This is a genomic window from Pseudazoarcus sp. NS34 (assembly GCF_059703725.1).
The window spans coordinates 530,705-551,330 of sequence record NZ_BAAKIZ010000001.1 but is presented as its reverse complement, the minus strand read 5'-3'; the positions used below and the strand labels follow the sequence as shown (position 1 = coordinate 551,330).

General features: G+C 67.2%; 15 protein-coding genes. 6 read left to right on the top strand and 9 right to left on the bottom strand.

Annotation, left to right across the window (positions count from 1 at the left end; genetic code table 11):
• The first annotated feature begins 139 nt into the window (after positions 1-139).
• Entirely contained in the window at positions 140-1,084 is a 945-nt protein-coding gene (locus AC6H0N_RS02660; protein ID WP_497572503.1) for a CysB family HTH-type transcriptional regulator, read from the top strand.
• Here AC6H0N_RS02660 and AC6H0N_RS02655 read toward each other — a convergent pair.
• From AC6H0N_RS02655 to AC6H0N_RS02640, 4 genes are all read right to left on the bottom strand, one after another.
• Entirely contained in the window at positions 1,072-2,049 is a 978-nt protein-coding gene (locus tag AC6H0N_RS02655) for an asparaginase (RefSeq protein ID WP_497572502.1), read from the bottom strand. The two genes, AC6H0N_RS02660 and AC6H0N_RS02655, sit on opposite strands and share 13 nt — an antisense overlap.
• A 6-nt stretch (positions 2,050-2,055) precedes the next feature.
• Positions 2,056-3,858, bottom strand: a complete 1,803-nt coding sequence (locus AC6H0N_RS02650) for an ABCB family ABC transporter ATP-binding protein/permease (protein ID WP_497572501.1) — start codon at positions 3,856-3,858, stop codon at positions 2,056-2,058.
• A gap of 39 nt (positions 3,859-3,897) precedes the next feature.
• Positions 3,898-5,937, bottom strand: a complete 2,040-nt coding sequence (locus AC6H0N_RS02645; protein WP_497572500.1) for a TonB-dependent receptor domain-containing protein — start codon at positions 5,935-5,937, stop codon at positions 3,898-3,900.
• 144 nt (positions 5,938-6,081) lie between these two features.
• Complete coding sequence (locus tag AC6H0N_RS02640; RefSeq protein ID WP_497572499.1) at positions 6,082-7,668, bottom strand: OpgD/OpgG family glucan biosynthesis protein; 1,587 nt, start codon at positions 7,666-7,668, stop codon at positions 6,082-6,084.
• 131 nt (positions 7,669-7,799) lie between these two features.
• Here AC6H0N_RS02640 and AC6H0N_RS02635 point away from each other — a divergent pair, with 131 nt between their 5' ends.
• The 5 genes from AC6H0N_RS02635 to AC6H0N_RS02615 all read left to right on the top strand — a co-directional run bounded on the left by AC6H0N_RS02635 (position 7,800) and on the right by AC6H0N_RS02615 (position 16,232).
• Positions 7,800-10,148: an acyl-CoA dehydrogenase gene (locus tag AC6H0N_RS02635; protein WP_497572498.1), complete on the top strand. Its 2,349-nt coding sequence runs from the start codon at positions 7,800-7,802 to the stop codon at positions 10,146-10,148.
• A gap of 69 nt (positions 10,149-10,217) precedes the next feature.
• A complete protein-coding gene (locus AC6H0N_RS02630; RefSeq protein ID WP_497572497.1) occupies positions 10,218-11,498 on the top strand; it encodes an acetyl-CoA C-acetyltransferase in 1,281 nt (426 codons plus the stop codon).
• Positions 11,495-13,426 (top strand): 3-hydroxyacyl-CoA dehydrogenase NAD-binding domain-containing protein, encoded by a 1,932-nt coding sequence (locus AC6H0N_RS02625; RefSeq protein ID WP_497572496.1) that lies wholly within the window; start codon positions 11,495-11,497, stop codon positions 13,424-13,426. Before AC6H0N_RS02630 ends, AC6H0N_RS02625 begins: the two co-directional genes overlap by 4 nt.
• Positions 13,423-13,857: an acyl-CoA thioesterase gene (locus tag AC6H0N_RS02620; RefSeq protein WP_497572495.1), complete on the top strand. Its 435-nt coding sequence runs from the start codon at positions 13,423-13,425 to the stop codon at positions 13,855-13,857. The genes AC6H0N_RS02625 and AC6H0N_RS02620 overlap by 4 nt, the downstream gene beginning before the upstream one ends.
• A gap of 11 nt (positions 13,858-13,868) precedes the next feature.
• Positions 13,869-16,232, top strand: coding sequence for a 3-hydroxyacyl-CoA dehydrogenase/enoyl-CoA hydratase family protein (locus AC6H0N_RS02615; RefSeq protein WP_497572494.1), 2,364 nt, complete (start codon positions 13,869-13,871; stop codon positions 16,230-16,232).
• Positions 16,233-16,241: 9 nt separating this feature from the next.
• Here the strand turns inward: AC6H0N_RS02615 and AC6H0N_RS02610 are convergent, their stop codons facing one another.
• The 5 genes from AC6H0N_RS02610 to AC6H0N_RS02590 form a co-directional block, all read right to left on the bottom strand.
• Positions 16,242-16,853: a glutathione S-transferase gene (locus AC6H0N_RS02610; protein ID WP_497572493.1), complete on the bottom strand. Its 612-nt coding sequence runs from the start codon at positions 16,851-16,853 to the stop codon at positions 16,242-16,244.
• Positions 16,854-16,873: 20 nt separating this feature from the next.
• The gene (locus AC6H0N_RS02605) at positions 16,874-17,530 is read right to left on the bottom strand and encodes an alpha/beta hydrolase (RefSeq protein WP_497572492.1); all 657 of its coding nucleotides are present in this window, start codon (positions 17,528-17,530) and stop codon (positions 16,874-16,876) included.
• Positions 17,530-17,847 carry a (2Fe-2S) ferredoxin domain-containing protein gene (locus AC6H0N_RS02600; RefSeq protein ID WP_497572491.1) on the bottom strand — a complete coding sequence of 106 codons (318 nt, stop codon included), beginning with the start codon at positions 17,845-17,847 and terminating at the stop codon, positions 17,530-17,532. The genes AC6H0N_RS02605 and AC6H0N_RS02600 overlap by 1 nt, the downstream gene beginning before the upstream one ends.
• Before the next feature lie 116 nt (positions 17,848-17,963).
• Positions 17,964-19,040 (bottom strand): VanZ family protein, encoded by a 1,077-nt coding sequence (locus tag AC6H0N_RS02595; RefSeq protein ID WP_497572490.1) that lies wholly within the window; start codon positions 19,038-19,040, stop codon positions 17,964-17,966.
• 22 nt (positions 19,041-19,062) lie between these two features.
• The gene (locus AC6H0N_RS02590; protein ID WP_497572489.1) at positions 19,063-20,526 is read right to left on the bottom strand and encodes a high affinity choline transporter 1; all 1,464 of its coding nucleotides are present in this window, start codon (positions 20,524-20,526) and stop codon (positions 19,063-19,065) included.
• Between the last annotated feature and the right edge of the window lie 100 nt (positions 20,527-20,626).

Genomic DNA, 20,626 nt, shown 5'->3' with positions numbered 1-20,626 from the left:
TCTCCGTTGGCGGTCGCCGGTCCATCGCCGGCAGTCCTGCGCTATGGGAACGGATGCTAACGCCTGGGCTTAGTGACAAGAAGGGCGTATGCGTTAAACTGAAATAACTCTTGGTTATTAAGTCGGTGCGCGAGCCCTCATGAATCTCCAGCAACTGCGTTACGTTTTTGAAGTCGCGCGCTGCGGCCTCAACGTCTCGGAGGCCGCCGAGGCACTGTTCACCTCCCAGCCCGGTGTGTCCAAGCAGATTCGCCAGTTCGAGTCGGAGCTGGGCATCGAGATCTTCGTGCGTCATGGCAAGCGGCTGGTCGGCGTGACCGAGCCGGGCAAGCACATCCTGGAAATCGCCGAGCGCATGCTGCGCGACGTGGACAACCTCAAGCAGGTTGGCGACGAGTTCTCCAACGAGTCCGAAGGCGGTCTGTCGATTGCCACCACCCACACCCAGGCGCGCTATGCGCTGCCGGCCGTGGTGCGCGCTTTCCTGGAGCGCTACCCGCGCGTGAAGCTATCGCTGCACCAGGGCAACCCGCGCCAGGTGTCGGAGATGGTGCTCAATGGCGAGGCCGATGTGGCGATTGCCACCGAGCTGATTCCCGATGAGCCAGATCTGGTTACGTTGCCGTGTCAGCAGTGGAACCGCTGCATCGTCGCCGTGCCGCGTCACCCGATCCTGCAGGAGAGGCCGCTGACGCTGGAGGCGATTGCGCGCTACCCGTTGATCACCTACGACGACGCTTTCACCGGCCGCAGCAAGGTCAACAAGGCTTTCCTCGGGCGTGGTCTCAAGCCCAACGTGGTGCTGACGGCGCTGGATTCGGACGTGATCAAGACCTATGTCGGCATGGACCTGGGCATCGGCATTCTCGCCCGCATGGCCTTTGATGCTGCCGAAGACCGCAAGCTCGGCATGATCGACGCCTCGCACCTGTTCGAGTCCAGCACCACGCGACTCGGCCTGCGCCGCAACGCCTTTTTGCGGGGCTACGTTTACGCCTTCATCGAGCTGCTTGCGCCGCATCTTTCAAGGCGCATGGTCGACGCCGCCCTGAGCGGCAGCAAAGAAGACGACTACGAACTCTGATCCGTCAGCGCAACGCGGCTGAAACTTGCCGTGTCCTGCGCGGCCAATGCCAGCGTGAGTGCCACGCGTGCCTGAGCCGGCGACAGCCGGCCGGCCGCGAGGCTGCCGAGTTCCACGTCGATGCGTCGATGCGCGACAAAGCCGCTGCCGCAGCGACTGGCGCGCACCACCGGCACGCCGCCGTGTACGAGCTGGCGGATTGCGTCGTTCCAGGCGTCCGGCACGCTGCCGTTGCCGGGCAATGCCAGCACCACTCCTTGTGCTCCCATTTCCCGGGCTGCATCCAGCCAGCCCGGCGAGGTGCCGGCAGCCACGTGCACGATCTCGACGCGCGGCAGGTCGGCGTCCGGCCACGGCATCAGTTCGGCGCGCGGCGCGGGCGGGCGGAAGAAGCGCACGTCGGGGCGGGTCGAGCCGACCGGGCCGTCGAGTGCCGCAAACGCATCGACACTCGTCGCATGTGCCTTGCGCAGGCCGCGCGCGGGCAGGATATGTTCGGCGAACGCCACCAGCGTGCCGCGCCCATGTGCGGCCGGGTCGATCGCTACGCGCACGGCGTCTAGCAGATTGGCCGGGCCGTCCGCCGATACCGCGTCACTTGGTCGCATCGCGCCGGTGATCACCACCGGCTTGGCGGCCGGCAGCAGCAGTTCCAGAAACAGCGCGGTTTCTTCCAGCGTGTCGGTGCCGTGCGTGAGCACCAAACCGGCGACGTCCTCGCGTGCGATCAGAGCGCGTGCGGCTTGTGTGATGGCGAGCCAGTGCTGCGGCGCCATGTTCTTGCTGTCGAGCGCCAGACAGGGCTCGACCACGATGTCGGCGCGCTCGCGCACACCCGGTACGGCGGCAAGCAAGGCCTCGCCGGCCACGGTGCCGGCGGTATAGCTGTCCGGGCCGGAAGCGGCGTCGGCTGCGCCGGCAATGGTGCCGCCGGTGGTCAGCAGGGCGATTCTGGGCAGAGCCATGGCGCGTTACTCCTCGTCGGCGGCTTCTTGTTGCTGCAGGTTCCACATGCGTGCGTAATCACCACCCTTGGCCAGCAAGGCGCTGTGGCGGCCGCGCTCCACGATGCGGCCCTGATCGAGCACGATGATTTCGTCGGCGTCCATCACCGTCGACAGGCGGTGTGCGATGACCAGCGCCGTGCGTCCGCTGGCGGCGCGCTCGATCTGCGCCTGGATGGCCTTCTCGGTCTTGGAGTCGAGCGCCGAAGTGGCCTCGTCGAAGATCAGGATGGCCGGGTTCTTCAGCAGCGCCCGCGCAATGGCCACACGCTGCTTCTCGCCGCCCGAGAGCTTCAGCCCGCGCTCGCCGACCCGCGTGTCGTAACCGGCCGGCAGGCGGCCGACGAAATCCGTCAGTTGCGCGGCGCGCGCGGCGGCCTCGACCTCCTCGCGCGTGGCCTCCGGGCGGCCGTACTGGATGTTGTAGAACAGCGTGTCGTTGAACAGCACGGTGTCCTGCGGAACGATGCCGATGGCGCTGCGCAGGCTGTGCTGGGTGAGCGCGCGCAGGTCATGTCCGTTGATGCGGATGGCGCCGCTGTTGACGTCGTAGAAGCGGTACAGCAGTCGCGCCAGCGTCGACTTGCCCGAGCCCGAGTGGCCGACGATGGCCACGGTGTGGCCGGCCGGTACCTCGAAATCCACGCCTTCCAGGATCTGCCGATTGGGGTCGTAGGCGAAGCCCACGTTCTCGAAGCGCACGCCGGCCGGGCCGGGTTCCAACGCAATCGCGTCCGGCGCATCGGCGATCTCGCGGTTCTGGTGCATCAGGCCGAACATGCGCTCGATGTCGGTCAGCGCCTGGCGCAGCTCGCGGTAGATCACGCCGAGGAAGTTGAGCGGGATATAGAGCTGGATCAGGAAGGCGTTGACCAGCACGATGTCACCGATGGTCATCTCGCCGGTGGCGACGCGGTCGGCGGCCTGCCACATCATCAGCGTCACGCCGACGGCGACGATCGCCGCCTGGCCGATGTTCAGGCCCGACAGCGAGAACTGATTCTTCATCTGCGCCTGCGTCCACTTGTCGACCTGTTCGTCGTAGCGGCGCGCCTCGAACTCCTCGTTGTTGAAGTACTTCACCGTCTCGAAGTTGAGCAGGCTGTCGATGGCGCGTGCGTTGGCGGCCGAATCCAGCTCGTTGGCGTGGCGCCGCAGCGCCGTGCGCCAGTTCGTTACGACTACCGTGAACACGATGTACAGCGTCAGCGTGACGGCCGTGATGAAGGCAAATATCGCGTCGTAGTTGAGCAGCAGAATGCCGATGACCAGGCCGATCTCGACCAGTGTCGGCAGGATCGAATACAGCGTGTAGCTGATCAGCGAGTTGATCGAACGCGTGCCGCGCTCGATGTCGCGTGTGAGTCCGCCGGTCTGGCGTTCGAGGTGAAAGCGCAAAGACAATGCATGCAGATGCCGGAATACCTGCAGCGAGATGCGCCGCACCGCCTGCTGCGTGACCCGCGCGAAGACGATCTCGCGCAGCTCGGTGAGCAGCGAATTGGAAAACCGCAGCACGCCGTAGGCCAGCAGCAGCGCCGCCGGCACCACGATGAAGGCCTGCTCGCGCGTGATCGTCAGCGCATCGATGATGCCCTTGAAGATCAGCGGCACCGTGACGTTGGCGCCCTTGGCCGCGATCAGACAGGCCAGCGCAAACACCACGCGCCACTTGTAGGCCCACAGATAGGGAATCAGGCTTTTCAGCGTTTCCCAGTCGCGACGTTCGGTGGGCTCGGGGCCGGGCAGGGTGGTGGCGTGTTGTCTCATGGGGAGATTCTATCCGCTCGCCACCCCGCCCGCCGGGCCTCAGAAACTCACGCGCACCCCTGCCATCAGGCTGCGGCCTGCCAGCGGCACTTCGTCCTTGTTGAACGAGGCATGGTTGAAAGCCAGCTTGTCGGTGAGGTTGTTGAGCTTCACGTACACCTGGAAAGGCGTGGTGTTGTAGCGGGCTCTGTAGCTCAGGCCGAGGTTGATCAGGTTGTAGCTCTCGGTCTTGCTCTCGTAGTCCGCGATGTGGGTCTGGCTGCCGACGTGCACCCACTCGACGTCGCCCTGCCAGGCGCCGTAGGTGGCATCCATGCGCAGGCCGGCGCGCCACGCCGGGATGCGCGGCAGGTCTGAGTCTTCGCTGCTCTTGATCTTGCCACGCACGTAGTCGCCGAAGCCGGTGACGGCGTAGGTCCGGTTGAGCTGGTGGCGCACTTCGGCTTCGAGGCCGGTGAAGGTGGCGTCGCGCTGGGTGTACTCGATCAGGCGCAGGCCTTCATGTTCGTCCAGCGTGTTGGCGTAGATGTAGTTGTTCACCCGATTGTGGAACACGCCCACGGAGAAGGTGGTGTCACCGGCCAGCTTGCGCAGTGTGACGTCGAGGTTGCGCGAGGTTTCGCGGTCGAGGTCTGGGTTGCCGATCTCGATGGTGCGCGTGGCCAGGTGCAGGCCGTCGGCGTACAGCTCTTCGGCCGTCGGCAGGCGTTCGGCGCGGGCCAGCGAAACGCCCAGCGACCAGCCCGGCGCGAAGGCCCAGTTGGCGCCGGCCGAGACCGAGGTGCCGCTGTGGTTGCGGTCGCGCGCGGTGGAGTCGACGTCGATGCGCTGGCGTTCGTGACGCAAGCCGGCTTCAAAACGCCAGTCGCCGAGGCGATATTCCTCGATCAGGAAAAGGGCGTTGCGTTGCGTCAGCGTGGGCGGAACATAGGCCTCCTCGCCGGTGGCGGAGAAGTCGCGACGCGTGTTCTGCAGACCGATCACACCGCGCCAGCCGGCGATGGGTTCGTGCTCGACTTCCACGCGCGCGTCGTGGGCGCGGCTCGTGAAGCGTGTGGCGATCTCGCCGCCTTCGATTTCGTCGTGGCGATAGTCGGTGTGGCTGGCGCGCAGGCCGATGCGTGCGATGCCGGCGAAGGGTTCGAGCACTTCACCGCGCAGGTCCCAGCGCTGGCTGTGCAGGTCGACCAGCGGCACGCCTTCGTGCTCGTGGTCATGATCGTCGTCGTCATCATCGTGATCGTCGCAGTGCAGGTGGTCGACGTGGGCGTGGCAGTCCTCACCGTGGGCGTGGCCCGGCAGGCCGTAGTCGCGTCGTTCGCTCGAATACGCGATACCGAGGTAACCGCGTTCGCCGATCCACGACATGCCGAGGCTGCCGGTGTCGCTCTGGCTGAAGCTGCCCTCGATCTTGCGGCCTTCGTCCCAGCCGCGGCCGACACGCAGATCGCGCGCGTCGCGTCGCGCGCCTTCTGCACGCACGGCGAAGTTGCCTGAGCCGGCGGTGATGCCAAAGGCGCCGGCGTCTTCATTGGCGGCGCTGTTGCCGCGCAGTTCAAGCGAGCCTTCAACACCATCGACGGGGACTTCGGTCGGAATGCGTTCGTCGATCAGGTTCACCACGCCGCCGGTGGCGCCGCCACCGTAAGCCAGCGCGGAAGGGCCGCGCAGGATCTCGATGCGCTTGAGGAGCATCGGTTCCGCTGCCACGGCGTGATCGGGGCTGACGGTCGAGGCATCCATGATCTCGGAGCCGTCGGACAGCACGCGTACGCGCGGCCCGTCGAGCCCGCGAATGACGGGCCGACCGGCGCCGGGCGCGAAGCCCGAGCTGCGCACACCGGGCTCGCGCTCCAGTGATTGGCCCAACGTGGCGGCGCGCGAGCGCACCAGTTCGTCGCCGGACAGCACGCTGAACGGCAGGATCATTTCGCTCAGGCCGAGCGACAGCGCACTTGCGGAGACGGTGACGGGCGGCAGTACTGGCGTGGTGGCCTCGGTCTGTGCCAGTGCTTTGCCTGATGCCAGCGCGGCGATCAGTACGGGGAGGGCTTTCAGGCGGTGGAGCGGGCGGGGCATTGCGGCTTCCTCATTGCGGAGTCATGGTCTTTGGGTTTGAAAGCGATGATATATTATTGCATTCAAATCGCCAAAGCCGGATTTGCGCAAAGACGGGAAGCGGCAGTGGGGAGGCGTCCCGGCGCGTGGCGCCGGGACGGTGGGTCAGAAGCGCACCGGGCGGTGCGAGAACACCCAGGTTTCGGTCATGGCGCGGTCGCCGACGCGCAAGAAAGCGCGCAGATCCACTGGGGCCTCGCCTTCGGGGAAGACGTCGAAAATCAGGCGCCAGTGGTCGGTGCCAACCACGCGAATGGCGTAGGGGTTGTCGATGCGGGCATTGGTGCCCTCGACGACCGCACGCACCACGCGTTGCTCGGAGGTGAAGCTGGCCAGGTCGCCGCCGGCGAAGTCGATGGCGTATTTCACGCCGCCTTCCGGACGCGCTTGGCCAGGCACGCCGGCGCGGCCCATGCGTGTGGCGATGACGTGGCCGACGGGTTGGTCGCCGAATACTGGCGCCTTCATCCAGTGCAGGCGGTATTCGAAACTGGGCGCAGAGCCGGCCGGAATCGGCTGGTCGGTGGTCCAGTAGGCAACGATGTTGTCGTGGATTTCGTCGTCCGTCGGGATTTCGACCAGCTGCACGCTGCCTTCGCCCCACTCGCCCTTGGGCTCGACCCACACTGCCGGACGGCGATCGTAGAACACGCCGTCGTCCTCGTAGTTGGCGAACTCACGGTCGCGCTGCATCAGGCCGAAGCCGCGCGGGTTGCGGTCGATGAAGCTGCTGGTGCGCACGCCGCGCGGGTTGTCGAGCGGGCGCCAGATGCGTTCGCCGGCACCCGTCCACACAGCCAGGCCGTCGTTGTCGTGCACTTCGGGGCGCCAGTCGCTGGCTTCGTGGCGATTGGTCTCGGAGAACCAGAACATGCTGGTCAGCGGTGCCACGCCAAGGCGCTTCACTTCCTCGCGCAGGAACAAGCGGACCGACACGTCCATCACGATGGCGTCGGTGTTCGGCTTGGCGCAATCGATGCGCACCGCGCCGGTCAGGCTGGGGCTTTCCATCAGCGCGTGGATGACGATGCCGCCATCGCCCTCGGCTTCCAGCCAGAAGCGCGTGAACACCGGAAACTCTTCATGATGGCCGGGCAGCGCAGTGTTGATGGCCAGACCGCGTGCCGACAGACCGTACTGGTCCATCGGGCCCGAGGTGCGGAAGTACGAAGCCCCCATGAAGGCCAGCCAGTCGCGGTTATGGTCGTCGGCGTGCAGTACGCGGAAACCTGCCCAGCCGGCGTCCTCGGGCAGGTCACTGGCCTGCAGGTCGCCGGTGTAGGAGAACGCCGTCGGGTCGTACTTCAGCTCGCGGGCGACGCCGTTTTCGACCACGTCGATGCGCACCGGCAGCGGTGTGCCGGCATGCTGGTGGAACAGCGCCACCGGTGCCACGCCGTCGCGCTGTTCCCACAGTGCGTGTTCGGGCTTGAAGCGGATCTTCTGATAGGCGTCGTAATCGATTCCGGCCAGCGCCTTGGTGAGGGCCTGGGAGGGCTGGCGCACCGGATGGGGGCGGCCGGCCAGCTCTTGCGCCATCTGCGTCAGGCGATCAAACGAAAAGGCTTCGCCCCCTGCGGTGTCGGTTGCGGCGGCGCTGGCGAGCGCGGCCGACAAACCGCCCGGCAGCAGGCCGGCGGCCGAGGCAGCGGCGGCAAGGTGGAGAAAGCGTCTGCGTTTGGCATCTTGCATGGTCATACGTCCTGAAGGTCTGGGGCTGCCGCGAAGGCTGAAGCCACGTTCATGAGTGTGCGCAATCCTACCGTTTCCCGGTGGCGAAAGATTGCCATGATGTCGGCCGCGTCGGCGGCTGCGTTAAGCTGATGTCTCTGACATGCGTCGGATTGGAGGTAGCAATGTTCTGGCTGATCCTGTTGAGTGTGCTCGGCGCTTGCGTCTTTGCGCTGTGGCACGACGATACGCGCCGGCGGCTGCTGAGCGATCCGGCGTTCCGCGCCTTCCGCAAGGCACTGCCGCCGATGTCGCAAACCGAGCGCGATGCGCTTGAAGCCGGCACGGTGTGGTGGGATGGCGAATTGTTCTCCGGTAGGCCGGACTGGCAACGCCTGCTGGACATCCCGTGGCCGAAGCTGTCCGACGAGGAGCAGGCCTTCCTCGACGGCGACACGGACGAACTGTGCCGCATGATCGACGATTGGAACTTCACGCGTCGTCTCGACATGTCACCAGAGGTGTGGGAGTTCATCCGACGCAAAGGTTTCTTCTCGCTGATCATCCCCAAGGAGTATGGCGGCAAGGGCTTCTCGGCCTACGCCCACTCGCAGGTCGTGACCAAGCTGGCAAGTCGCTCGTCGGCGCCGGCCGTGTCGGTGATGGTGCCCAATTCGCTCGGCCCGGCCGAGCTGTTGATCCACTACGGTACCGAGGCGCAGAAGCAGCACTGGCTGCCGCGTCTGGCGGCCGGCGACGACGTGCCGGCCTTCGCGCTGACCAGCCCGTGGGCCGGTTCCGACGCGGCCTCCATTCCCGATGCCGGCGTGGTCTGCCATGGCAAGTGGAAGGGCAGAAAGGTGCTCGGCATGCGCGTGTCCTTCGACAAGCGCTACATCACGCTGGCGCCGGTGTGCACCGTGTTCGGACTGGCTTTCCGGCTGTACGACCCGGAGCATCTGCTCGGTGACACGGAAGACCTAGGCATCACCGTGGCGCTGGTGCCGCGCGAGCATCCGGGGGTCGAGATCGGGCGCCGCCACCTGCCGATGGACGCCATCTGGATGAACGGGCCGATCCGCGGCAAGGACGTGTTCATGCCGCTCGAATTCATCATCGGTGGGCCGGAACTGGCTGGCCGTGGCTGGCGCATGCTGATGGAGTGCCTTGCGGCCGGGCGCAGCATCTCGTTGCCGGCAGCGAACACCGGCACGCAGAAACTCACCGCGCGCGCGGTCGGCGCCTATTCACGCGTGCGCCGTCAGTTCCGCACGCCGATCGGACGTTTCGAAGGCGTGGAGGAAGCGCTGGCGCGTATCGCCGCCAATACCTACCTGTGCGACGCCGCCCGCGTGCTCACGGCGGGTGCGCTGGACCTGGGCGAGCGGCCTTCGGTGGTCTCCGCCATCGTCAAGTATCACGTCACCGAGCGCGCACGGCAGACGCTCAATGACGGCATGGACGTAATCGGCGGCAAGGGCATCTGCCTCGGCCCGCAGAACTTCCTCGGCCGCAGCTATCAGCAACTGCCGATCGGCATCACGGTGGAAGGCGCCAACATCCTGACGCGCAGCCTGATCCTGTTCGGACAGGGCGCGATCCGCTGTCACCCGCACCTGCGCGCGGAGATGGACGCTGCCATGGCGGAGGATGGCGATGCTTTCCACGACGCCTTTTCCGCCCATCTGCGGGATCTTGGCGTGAACGCGCTGCGGGCCCTCGGCATGGGGCTGACCGGTTCGCATTTCGTCAGCGTGCCGGCGCAGGTCGCGCCGCACACCAAGCGCTATTACCAGCAGCTGTCACGCCTGTCGGCGGCGTTTGCGGTGCTGTCCGACGCCTGCCTGGCTTCGCTCGGCGGCGCGCTCAAGCGCCGCGAGAAGCTGTCGGCACGACTCGGCGACATCCTCTCGCTGCTGTATCTGATGAGTGCCTGCCTGCGTCGCTACGAAGCCGAAGGGCAGCAGGCGGCCGATGCGCCACTGCTGCAGGCCGCCATCTGGGATGCGATGTTCCGCACCCAGATCGCCTTCGAGGGCGTACTCGCGAATCTGCCCAACCGGCCCCTGGCGTGGCTGCTTGGATGCATCGTGTTTCCGCTCGGCCGACCCTATGTTGCAGCCGCCGACCGCATCGGTGCCGAGGCCGCCGCGACGCTGCTGGAGCCCTCGGCCACGCGGGAGCGCCTGACGCAGCCGATCTTCGTGTCCGAGGACGAAGACGACCCGCTGGCCGCGCTCGAAGCTGCGCTGACGGCCAGCATCGCAGCCGAGCCGGTCGAGGCCAAGTTGTCGCAGGCGGTGCGCGGCGGCGGCTTCGACGCGGGCCCGCTCAGCACCGGCGATGTGGACGAGATCTGGCGGCGGGCGCTTGACGCCGGTGTCATCGACGCCGACGAATATGCCTTGATCGAGCGGCGCAATCGGCTGCGCGACAAGGTCATCCGCGTGGACGACTTCCCGGTCGACTTCGATCTGCGTGCCAGCCTGTGCGTGCAATGACGCCGGTCTGGCCCGACCGGCCTACAATGGGCCATCTGAACCCGCAACGAGTCGCAAGGTCTTTGCAAGGTGAGTGAAGCTGTCTACATCGTCGATGCGGCGCGCACCCCGTTTCTGAAGGCGCGTGGCCGCCCGGGGCCGTTCTCCGCGGCCGATCTGGCTACGGCCTGCGGCGCCCAGCTGCTGGCCCGCCAGCCGTTTGCGCCGGATGCACTCGATCAGGTCATTCTCGGTTGCGCCAGCCCGGCTGCAGATGAGGCCAACATTGCCCGTGTGGCGGCGCTGCGCATGGGTTGCGGTCACAAGGTGCCGGCCTGGACGCCGCAGCGCAACTGCGCTTCCGGTCTGCAGGCGATCGACTCGGCGTGTGCCGAACTGCTGCTCGGGCGCGCCGACATGATCCTCGCCGGCGGCGTGGATGCGCTGTCGCGCACGCCGCTGATGCTGTCCGACGAATTCGTGCGCTGGCTCGCCGACTGGCGTGGCGCAAGTCCCGCCAAGCGCATGCGCTTGCTGCGGCATTTCCGCTTCGCCAGCCTTGCTCCCGTCGTGGGGCTGGAGCGTGGTCTTACGGATCCGGTGGTCGGCCAGCTCATGGGTCAGACCGCCGAGAACCTCGCCAGCCGATTTGCCATCACGCGCGAGGACATGGATTCATGGGCGCAGCGCAGCCACGTGCGTGCGGCCTTGGCCTGGGAGGCCGGGCAGTTCGACGAGGTGGTGCCGCTGGTCGATGGCGACGGCAAGCTGTATGCGCGCGACGACGGCATCCGCCCGAATTCGAATGCGGCCGATCTGGCGCGCCTCAAACCGATCTTTGATCGCAAGTACGGCAACGTCACGGCCGGCAACAGTTCGCAGGTCACCGACGGCGCTGGCTGGCTGCTGCTCGCCACCGAAGCGGCGGTCGACCGGCACGGCCTGCAGCCGATGGCGCGCATCGTCGATTGCGCCTGGGCGGCCCTCGACCCTGCGGCGATGGGGCTCGGGCCGGTGCATGCCGTGGCGCCGCTGCTTGCACGCAACGGGCTGGGTATCGGCGACATCGGGCTGTGGGAAATCAACGAGGCCTTTGCTGCACAGGTGCTGGCCTGCCTGCGTGCCTGGGATGACGCCGATTACTGCCGTGAAGAACTTGGCATGGACGTTTGCGGCACCGCGCCGCAACCGGCCCGCGTGAATATCGACGGCGGTGCCATCGCACTCGGCCACCCGGTCGGCGCCAGCGGCGCACGCATCGTCATGCACCTGGTGGCCGCCATGCGACGTGAAGGGGTGGAGCGCGGCGTGGCCACGCTGTGCGTCGGTGGCGGGCAGGGCGGCGCCATGCTGATCGAGGCCGTGACATGAACCACAACGGCCACCACCTGCGCCTGGAGCGCGACTGGGAAGGCGTGGCCTGGCTGGTGCTGGACCGCGCCGGCGAACGCGTCAACACCCTGTCTGCCGAATTGCTCGATGAGCTGGGCGAGGTCATCGGCATGCTGGAGGCCGAGCCGCCCAGCGGACTGGTCATCGCCTCGGCCAAGAGCGAAGGTTTCTGCGCCGGCGCCGATCTCGACGAGGTCGCGGCCGTCACCACCCCCGCGGCCGCGCGCGCTCTGGTCGGGCGGGGCTGGAAGCTGTTCGAACGTATCGCGTGCTTGCCGTTTCCGACGCTGGCGCTGATCCGCGGACATTGTCTGGGCGGTGGGCTGGAGCTGGCTCTGGCGTGCAGCTACCGCGTCGTCGTCGATGACCCGGCGACCCGGCTGGGCCTGCCCGAAGTGCGCCTCGGGCTGGTGCCGGCGTGGGGCGGCATGCGTCGCCTGCCTGCGCTGGTCGGGCCGTCGGGCGCGCTCGATCTGATGTTGTCCGGGCGTGATCTGTCCGCGCGCAGTGCCTGGAAGCTCGGTCTGGCCGACGTGTGCGTGCCGCCGCGCGTGATGGAGAACGCTGCCCGCGCCGTCGTGATGTCCGGCCGGCACTGCCGCCACCTGCCGTGGCGCGATGTGCTCAAGGCCACCGTGCTGCGCAGGGTCGTGGCCGGGCAGGCGCGCAAGCGGCTGAGTGCGCGCGTGCGCAAGGAACACTACCCGGCGCCGTTCGCATTGCTCGACCTGTGGGTGCGGCACGGCGGCGACACGCTGGCCGAGCCGGATGAATCGCCGGTGTCGATTGCCGCGCTGCTGCGCTCGGACACGGCGCGCGAGCTGTTGCGGGTGTTCCGCCTGCGCGAGCGTCTGCGCCGCAGTGGCAACGTGGCGCACCAGGTGGCCCAGGTGCACGTGGTTGGCGCCGGCACCATGGGCGGCGACATTGCCATTCTGTGTGCCGCCAGCGGTTTTCGCGTGACGCTGCAGGACGCGCGTGGCGAGGCCGTTGCGGCCGCCGTCGGACGTGCCGCCAGGCGCGCTCGCGAATTGCATCCACACGACCCGCTGGCCGAGCGCGACCTGCTTGATCGGCTGGTGCCGGACATGAACGGGCATGGCGTGGGACGCGCCGACCTCATCATCGAAGCCGTGGCCGAAGACATCGAGGTCAAACGCAGTCTGTTTGCCGGCCTCGAATCGCGCGCGCGGCCCGATGCGCTGCTCGCCACCAACACCTCCAGCCTGGCGCTGGAAGACATTGCCGCCGGCCTGCGCGATCCGGCGCGCCTGATCGGCCTGCATTTCTTCAACCCGGTGGCGAAAATGCCGCTGGTCGAGGTGGTCGCCGCCGGTCACAGCAACGCCTCGGTGATCGCGCGCGCCACCGGCTTCGTCGTGGCGCTCGGCAAGCTGCCGTTGCAGGTTTCAAGCGCGCCGGGTTTTCTGGTCAATGCCGTGCTCGCGCCGTATCTGTTCGAGGCACTGCGCTGTGTGGACGAGGGTCTTGCCGCGTCAGCTGTCGACCGCGCGATGCGCGAAGCGGGCATGCCGGTCGGGCCACTTGAACTGGTCGACCGCATCGGGCTGGACGTGGCGCTGGCAGCCGGGCGAGGCCTTGGGTTGGAGCCGGTCCCGGCCTGTCTGAGCGAGGCCGTCGAGCAGGGCCGGCTGGGGCTCAAATCCGGCCACGGCCTGTACGAATGGGTGGATGGCGAGCCGCGGCAGGATGCTGCTGAAGCCGCGCCCGAGGCCCTGGCGGCCCGTTTGTTTGCGCGGTTGGACGAGGCTGCGCGCGATGCGCTCAGCCGTGGCGTGGTGGCCGATGCCGATCTCGTTGATGCCGGCCTGATCTTCGGCGCCGGCTATCCCCCTTTCACCGGCGGCCCGCTGCGTCGCGCCGCGCGCACAGAGGAAGCTGCATGACTCATCACCCGCCTCGCCCTTCACACGACGACATCGCCACCCTGCCGGCTGACCGCCAGCCCGAACTGCGCGTAATGACCATGCCGGCCGACGCCAATCCGGCCGGTGACGTGTTCGGCGGCTGGATCATGTCCAACGTAGACGTTGCCGGCGCAATTGCCGCCCATCGGTTTTCGCGCGGGCGCGTGGTTACGGTGGCGGTGAACGCCTTCACTTTCCACCAGCCGGTGTCGGTCGGCGATGTGGTCAGCTTCTACGCGGAGATTTCGCGTGTCGGCAACACCTCCATCACGGTCGACGTCGAGGTCTACGCCGAGCGTGATCCGGCCCACCCCAAGGTCGTGCGCGTGACCGAAGCGTCACTGACTTACGTTGCGCTCGACGAGCATGGCAACAAGCGGGCCATCGCGCCGGCTGGCGGCATGCACTGAGGAGTCGCGGCATGAGTCGTTTCGTCGTGCGCAAGGTGGCGGTGTTGGGCGCGGGCGTGATGGGGGCGCAGATTGCCGCGCATTGCGCCAACGCCGGCTTCGAGGTGCTGCTGTTTGATCTGCCCGGCGACAGCGGTGGCAGCGGCCCGGCGGCTGAAGCCGTCGAGCGGCTGGCGGGTATCACGCCGTCGCCGCTGGCCACCCCGCGACATGCGCTGGCCATCACGCCAGCCAATTACGACGACGATCTGCCGCGGCTGGCCGATTGCGAACTGGTGATCGAGGCTGTCGCCGAGCGCATGGCGCTCAAACGCGCGCTGTTCGAGCGCGTTGCGTCTTACGTGCGCCACGACGCGGTGATCGCCACCAATACCTCCGGCCTGTCGGTACGCGAACTCTCGGATGTGCTGCCCGAGGCGCTGCGGCCGCGCTTCTGCGGCGTGCATTTCTTCAATCCGCCGCGCTACATGGCGCTCGTCGAGCTGGTCGCGGGGCAGCGCAGCGACGCCGTGATGCTCGACCGGCTCGAAACCTGGCTGACCTCGCGCCTGGGCAAGAGCGTGGTGCGCGCACACGACACCCCCAATTTCATTGCCAACCGCATCGGCATGTTCGCGCTGCTGGCGGTCATGCGCCACACCGAGCGGCTCGGCCTGCGTTTTGACGAGGCCGACGCACTGACCGGCCCGCTCATCGGCCGGCCGCGCAGCGCCACTTTCCGCACTGCCGACGTGGTCGGGCTGGACACCATGGCGCACGTCATCGGCACGCTGCGCGAGCGCCTGCCCGACGACCCCTGGCATCCGTGGTTCGGCGAGCCACAGTGGCTCAGCACGCTGGTCGCGCGCGGCGCCCTCGGCGCCAAGAGCGGCGAGGGCGTGTATCGCAAGGACGGCAAGCGCATTCTGGTGCTCGACGGCGACGATTACCGCGACAGCAGCGGCGCGGTCGCCCCCGAAGTGGCCGAAATCCTGGCCGATCGTGATGCACCGCGCCGCATGCAGCGCCTGCGCGCCTGCCCGCATCCGCAGGCCGAGTTGCTGTGGGCAAGCTTTCGCGATCTGTTCCATTACGCGGCCTTCCACCTTGCCGACATTGCCGAGAATGCGCGCGAAATCGATCTGGCCATGCGCTGGGGCTTCGGCTGGGCGCAGGGTCCGTTCGAGACCTGGCAGGCGGCCGGCTGGAGCGCGGTGGCCGAGGCGATTGCCGAAGACATCGAGGCCGGCCTGACCATGGCCGATGTGCCCCTGCCCGATTGGGTGTTTGCGCGCGATGGTGTGCACGACACCGGCGGCTCGTGGAGCGCGGCCGCCGGGCGTCTGCAGCCGCGCGCAGCGCTGACCGTGTACGTGCGCCAGATTGAGCCCGAGCGCCTGTTCGGCGAGCGTGCGCATTTGCATGAGGAAGTGCTGTGGGAGAACACCGGCCTGCGCTTATGCCGCCGGACTGATCAGGATCCGCGCATTGGCATTCTGAGCTTCACGACCAAGCTGCATGTTCTCGATGAGGCTGTGCTTGATGGCATCGTCGAGGCGGTGGCGCGTGCCGGGCGCGATCTGGACGGGCTGGTTATCCGCCACGCCCCACCGTTCAGCGCCGGGGCCGATCTGAAGCGTGTGCTGGCGGGCTGCGAGGCGGGCGAGTTTGATGCTCTGGAACGCATGCTGGGCCGCTTTCACGGCGTAGCGCGTGCGCTGCAACAGTCGGCCGTGCCGGTGGTCGCGGCGGTCGAGGGGCAGGCGCTGGGCGGAGGCTGCGAACTGCTGATGCGCGCTACCCATCGCACGCTGGCGTTTGAAGCCCGCATCGGGCTGGTTGAAGCACTGGTTGGCCTGCTGCCGGCAGGTGGCGGCTCGGCCGCGCTGGCTGTGGCGGCAGACCGCCGCGCGCGTCAGTCAGCGGATGGCGATGCCTTGCCGTTCGTGCGTCAGGCCTTCCGGCAGATCATGGATGCTGCGGTGTCGTCGAGCGCGCCCCATGCACTCGAGCTCGGCTATGCGCGTGCCGGCGACGACATCGTGATGCATGCGCGGGAGCTGCTGCACGTGGCCCTGGTGCGCGCCCGCAGCCTGCACGACGCCGGCTGGCATCCGCGTCCGCTGGCGCGCGAGCTGCGGGTGACCGGGCGTGAAGGCGTCGACGCCTGTCTGGCGGATCTGGCTGATGAGCGCAGATGTTCAGAGCACGATCTGCGCGTTGCCCGCGCCGTGGCGACGGCGCTGTGTGGCGGCGATGTGGCCCGTGGCACGCAGCTAGACGAAGCCGATCTGCTGGCGATCGAGCGTGAGCAGTGCATGGCGCTGCTGCGCACGCCCGAAACGCAGGCCCGCATCCGTCACATGCTCGAAACGGGCAAGCCGCTGCGCAACTGAGGCGGGCGTTCAGCCGGCCGGAGGCACCGTGTCGGCGAAGCTTTCACGCTCGTACAGTCGAGCGATCAGCGCCTCAAGGTTGTGCCGACCGTTCTGCCAGTGCAGTTGCGGCAGGCGCAGTTCGATGAAGCCGACCATCACACCAACGGAAACGTCGCCGAGACTCATCGCGTCGCCATGCAGCCAGTTGCGGCCCGTGGCGAGTTCGTCGAGGCGGTCGAGGCCGCGCTCGATCTTCTGCTGCTGACGTGCCACCACGTCGGCGCTGCGCAGCGCCTCGGGCCGGCGGCCTTCCAGCACCACGACGACGACTGCATCGGTGATGCCGTCGGCGAGTGCCTCGAGTTGGCGCACCCGCACGGCCTCGACCGCATCCGCCGGAATCAGGCGCGGCGCGGCGGAGAGGTTCTCGATCCAGCCGGCGATCACCGGCGAGTCGAAGAACACCTCGCCTTCATCGGTGATCAGCACCGGCACCTTGCCCAGCGGGTTGACCTCGGGGACGGTGCTGGTCGGCTCCCATGGTGAATCGACGACCAGCTCGAAATTCAGCTTCTTTTCGGCCAGCATCACGCGAATCTTGCGGGCGTAGGGGCTGGTTGGCGTTGCGACGAGTTTCATGGTGCCTCCTTGGGTTCTGACTACAGCGGACCCCAGCTGCCTTCGATGATCCGGCGCAGCACGTGCAGTTTGCCACCAAAGAAATGGTCCGCGCCGGGTATGACGGAAACCGGCAGGTCCTGTTCCCCGGCCCAGTCAAAAACGTTCTGCAGCGGGCAGGTGTTGTCCTTCTCGCCATGGATCAGCAGCGTCGGAACATCCTCGGGCAGCGCGTCCAGATCATAGAAGCGGTCGGATCCGATCATTTCGCCGCTGGGTGTTCCGACCAGCGCAATGCGGTGCGCCGGGGTCGGCGACTCGGCGAGCTTCTTCACCACGCGGTTGGCAACGAAGGCGCCGAACGAGAAGCCAGCCACTGCCAGCGGCAGGGCGCCCCAGCGCGATTGCGCCCAGGCGATCACCGCCAGCATGTCTTCGGTCTCGCCCCAGCCTTCGTCGTGCGTGCCTTCGCTGGCGCCGACGCCACGGAAGTTCGGGCGCACGGTGGCGTAGTTCAGGTCACGGAAACTGCGCGCCAGGGTGTGCGCCACCTTGTTGGTGTTGGCGCCCTGGAACAGCGGGTGCGGGTGGCAGACCAGCGCGATGCCGCGCGGCTCGTGCGGCACATCGATCAGTGTGTCGATCTTTCCGGCCGGGCCTGTGAGCTCGATCTGTTCGGTCGGAAGGGGACGGTTCATCAGGAATCTCCAAGTTTCAGGCGTTGCACGACGCGACCATGGACGAGGTGCTCGTCAATGATTTCGTCGATGTCTTCATGATCCACGTAGGTGTACCAGACGTTGTCAGGGTAGACCACCAGCACCGGCCCCTCATCGCAGCGATCAAGGCAGCCGGCCTTGTTGATGCGCACCTTGCCGCGGCCCTTCTGGCCAAGCTCGCCGATGCGGTTCTTGGCATAGGCTTGCAGATCACTGGCCTTGTAGTCGTTGCAGCAGGATTCGCCCTCGGCGCGCTGGTTGCAGCAGAAGAAGACGTGGTGGCGGAAATAACTCATCGGGTTCTCCGTCCGGGGCCGGGCGCGACGGCGCGCGGCAGTCCGGAGCAAAGCGCAATTATAGCGCCGGCCCCTGAGGGCCTGTTCCCAGTAGCCAGCGCTACGGGGAACAGGCTCTAGCGCCCGTGGAGGTGCTCTCCGCGCCACAGGCCCAGCGCAGAGAGGTAGGCCAGCGCGAGAAACGGCCACGCTCCCGAGAGCAGACGGATGACGCCGTGGAAGTTCTGGAAGGTGCCCGACACGAGCAGCGGTGAGCCGGCAAGGTAAGGGTTCTCGGGGATCAGGTTGGCCAGCGTTGCTGTGCCGAGCAGCGCCATGCCGGCCAGTGCGTGCTGCAGCATGCGCGGCAGCATCAGTGCCGGCAGCAACAGCACGGCGCCTGCGATGAGGCCATTGCGGGTGCCGGGGGTCAGCCACAGCCAGGCGTCGCCGGGGGCAACGAACATGGTGGTCGCGGCGCTCTTGATGGCGACGCCCGCGGTCAGCAGCGCGAGTACCGGCCAGATGCGCGGGATTTGCATCATGCAACGCGCAAACAGCCCGACTGCGAGTAGGCCGGTCGCAACCATGGCCGCTTCGAGCGTGAAGAACGGTCGGGGATGGAATGGCATCGGGGTCGGCAGGGCCAGCAGGCGGCGCAGGTCGCCAGCGGCGAACAGCGCGCTGTCCGGCATGGACTGGGCCAGCAGCCAAAGTGCCAGCAGGATCAGGCCCAGATCACCGGTGCGCCCCGGCACGAAACTGCGCGCACGCCAGTACTGAACGCCGCCGCCGGGGGCGAACAGGCGTCGGCCGCCGAGCGCCGCGGCCAACGCGCCGATCAACGTGCCCAGTGCATTGCAGCCGATGTCGAGGTTGGACGAGATGCGGGTCGGCAGGAAGTTCTGCGTGGTTTCGATGCCGAAACTGAACAGGCTGCCGACAACGGTTGCGACCAGCAGCGCCACGCCGGCGTGCCAGCGCCGCGGCAGCGCTGCCGCCAGCACGAAGCCGAGCGGAACATAGCCGAGCACGTTGACCACCATGTCCTCGACCCTCAGGTACTTGGGCCACGGGGCAAACAGATAGTCAAACAGCGGAAGGCCGCTGGCCTGCCAGCCGGTGATCGGATACAGGCTGGCATAGGCGATCAGCAGTGCGCTGCAGGCTGCGAGGTACTTCGGCAGGCGCGGCGCCGGGGCGTCGAAATTCACCGCTTGAGCGCCCCCTGCATGGTCATGGGTGGGGCGTGTGATGCGTGGACGAGGCGGCGTGATGGTGTCCGGCGTGCGGGCGGTGGTGTGTCGGCGCGCCGACGTAGCCGCCGATGACCATGCCGATCGCGCTGACCACCAGCCCGAACAGCTGCGGCTCGATGTCGCCTTCCGGCACGAACAGCTCCAGCGTCAGCCAGCTGCCGATACCGAGCACGATGGCCAGCGTGGCGCCGAGGTTGTTGGCGCGCTTCCAGAACAGGCCAGCAACCAGCGGCACGAAGGCGCCGGCCAGCGTGATGCGGTAGGCGCTTTCGACCATGTGGTGGATGGTGGCGTCGGTGGACACCGCATACACCGCGACCAACACTGCAAACACGGCCACCGCGCCGCGCGTGCAGGCGAGCAGCTGGCGATCGGTCATGCTCGGCCAGAAGCCGTGCAGGATGTTCTCGGAGAAGGTCACCGACGGCGCCAGCAAAGTGCCCGAGGCGGTACTCATGATGACCGACAGCAGCGCCCCGAAGAACACCACCTGGGCGGCGAAGGGCATGTAATTGACGATCAGGCTGGGCAGGATCAGTTGCGAGTCGACTTCCATGAACTGCGCAACCATGGCCGGGTCGATCAGCGTCGCCGAGTAGGCCAGAAACAGCGGTACGGCGGCGAAGAAGAAGTAGGAGATGCCGCCGATGGTCGTGCCCCACACCGCGATGCGCTCGTTCTTCGACGCATTGACGCGCTGGAACACGTCCTGCTGCGGGATGGAGCCCAGCGCCATGGTGAACAGCGCGGCAATCCAGCCCAGCATGTCGAGCATGTCGAGGCTGGGCAGGAATTCGAACTTGCCCTCGGCCGCGGCCTTGGAGATCACGGTGCTGAAGCCACCGGCCATGTCGCCTGCGAGATAGGTGACATACAGCAGGCCCAGGATGATGACGATCATCTGCACGAAGGTCGTCAGTGCCACCGACCACATGCCGCCGAAAAGGGTGTAGACCAGCACCACGCCGGCGCCGATGAACACGCCCTGGTTGATCGAGATGGCGCCGTCGGAAAGCACGTTGAAGACCAGCCCGAGCGCCGCCATCTGCGCGCCGACCCAGCCCAGATAGGAAATGATGATGGCCAGCGACAGCGCCACTTCGGTGCTGCGGTTGTAGCGCACGCGGAAGAAGTCGCCGAGCGTCAGCAGGTTCATGCGGTACAGCGGGCGGGCGAAGATCAGGCCGAACAGGACCAGGCACAGCGAGGCGCCGAGCGGGTCGGAGATCAGGCCGCGGAAGCCCTCGTCGATGAAGGTCGCCGAGATGCCGAGCACCGTTTCGGCGCCGAACCAGGTGGCGAAGACCATCGCCAGCACGAACACGAAGGGCAGGTTGCGCCCGGCCACGATGTAGTCACGCGCGTTGTGCACGCGGGTGGCGGCATACAGGCCGATGGCAACGGACACGACGAGGTAGGCAATCACGAGCCACAGCAGCATGGGCGCATCATCCGTAAAGAGGTGGCGGAGCGGAAATTCGGTGCGCGAAAGTGTAGCAATGATTGCGCCAGCCCGGAGCGCGCTGCGGGCGGGTGATGAG

What these genes read in the sequence shown, in the direction of transcription:
- AC6H0N_RS02660 (WP_497572503.1), top strand. Translation starts at nt 140, where the DNA reads ATGAATCTCCAGCAACTGCGTTACGTTTTTGAAGTCGCGCGCTGCGGC.
- AC6H0N_RS02655 (WP_497572502.1), bottom strand. Translation starts at nt 2,049, where the DNA reads ATGGCTCTGCCCAGAATCGCCCTGCTGACCACCGGCGGCACCATTGCC.
- AC6H0N_RS02650 (WP_497572501.1), bottom strand. Translation starts at nt 3,858, where the DNA reads ATGAGACAACACGCCACCACCCTGCCCGGCCCCGAGCCCACCGAACGT.
- AC6H0N_RS02645 (WP_497572500.1), bottom strand. Translation starts at nt 5,937, where the DNA reads ATGCCCCGCCCGCTCCACCGCCTGAAAGCCCTCCCCGTACTGATCGCC.
- AC6H0N_RS02640 (WP_497572499.1), bottom strand. Translation starts at nt 7,668, where the DNA reads ATGCAAGATGCCAAACGCAGACGCTTTCTCCACCTTGCCGCCGCTGCC.
- AC6H0N_RS02635 (WP_497572498.1), top strand. Translation starts at nt 7,800, where the DNA reads ATGTCTCTGACATGCGTCGGATTGGAGGTAGCAATGTTCTGGCTGATC.
- AC6H0N_RS02625 (WP_497572496.1), top strand. Translation starts at nt 11,495, where the DNA reads ATGAACCACAACGGCCACCACCTGCGCCTGGAGCGCGACTGGGAAGGC.
- AC6H0N_RS02620 (WP_497572495.1), top strand. Translation starts at nt 13,423, where the DNA reads ATGACTCATCACCCGCCTCGCCCTTCACACGACGACATCGCCACCCTG.
- AC6H0N_RS02615 (WP_497572494.1), top strand. Translation starts at nt 13,869, where the DNA reads ATGAGTCGTTTCGTCGTGCGCAAGGTGGCGGTGTTGGGCGCGGGCGTG.
- AC6H0N_RS02610 (WP_497572493.1), bottom strand. Translation starts at nt 16,853, where the DNA reads ATGAAACTCGTCGCAACGCCAACCAGCCCCTACGCCCGCAAGATTCGC.
- AC6H0N_RS02605 (WP_497572492.1), bottom strand. Translation starts at nt 17,530, where the DNA reads ATGAACCGTCCCCTTCCGACCGAACAGATCGAGCTCACAGGCCCGGCC.
- AC6H0N_RS02600 (WP_497572491.1), bottom strand. Translation starts at nt 17,847, where the DNA reads ATGAGTTATTTCCGCCACCACGTCTTCTTCTGCTGCAACCAGCGCGCC.
- AC6H0N_RS02590 (WP_497572489.1), bottom strand. Translation starts at nt 20,526, where the DNA reads ATGCTGCTGTGGCTCGTGATTGCCTACCTCGTCGTGTCCGTTGCCATC.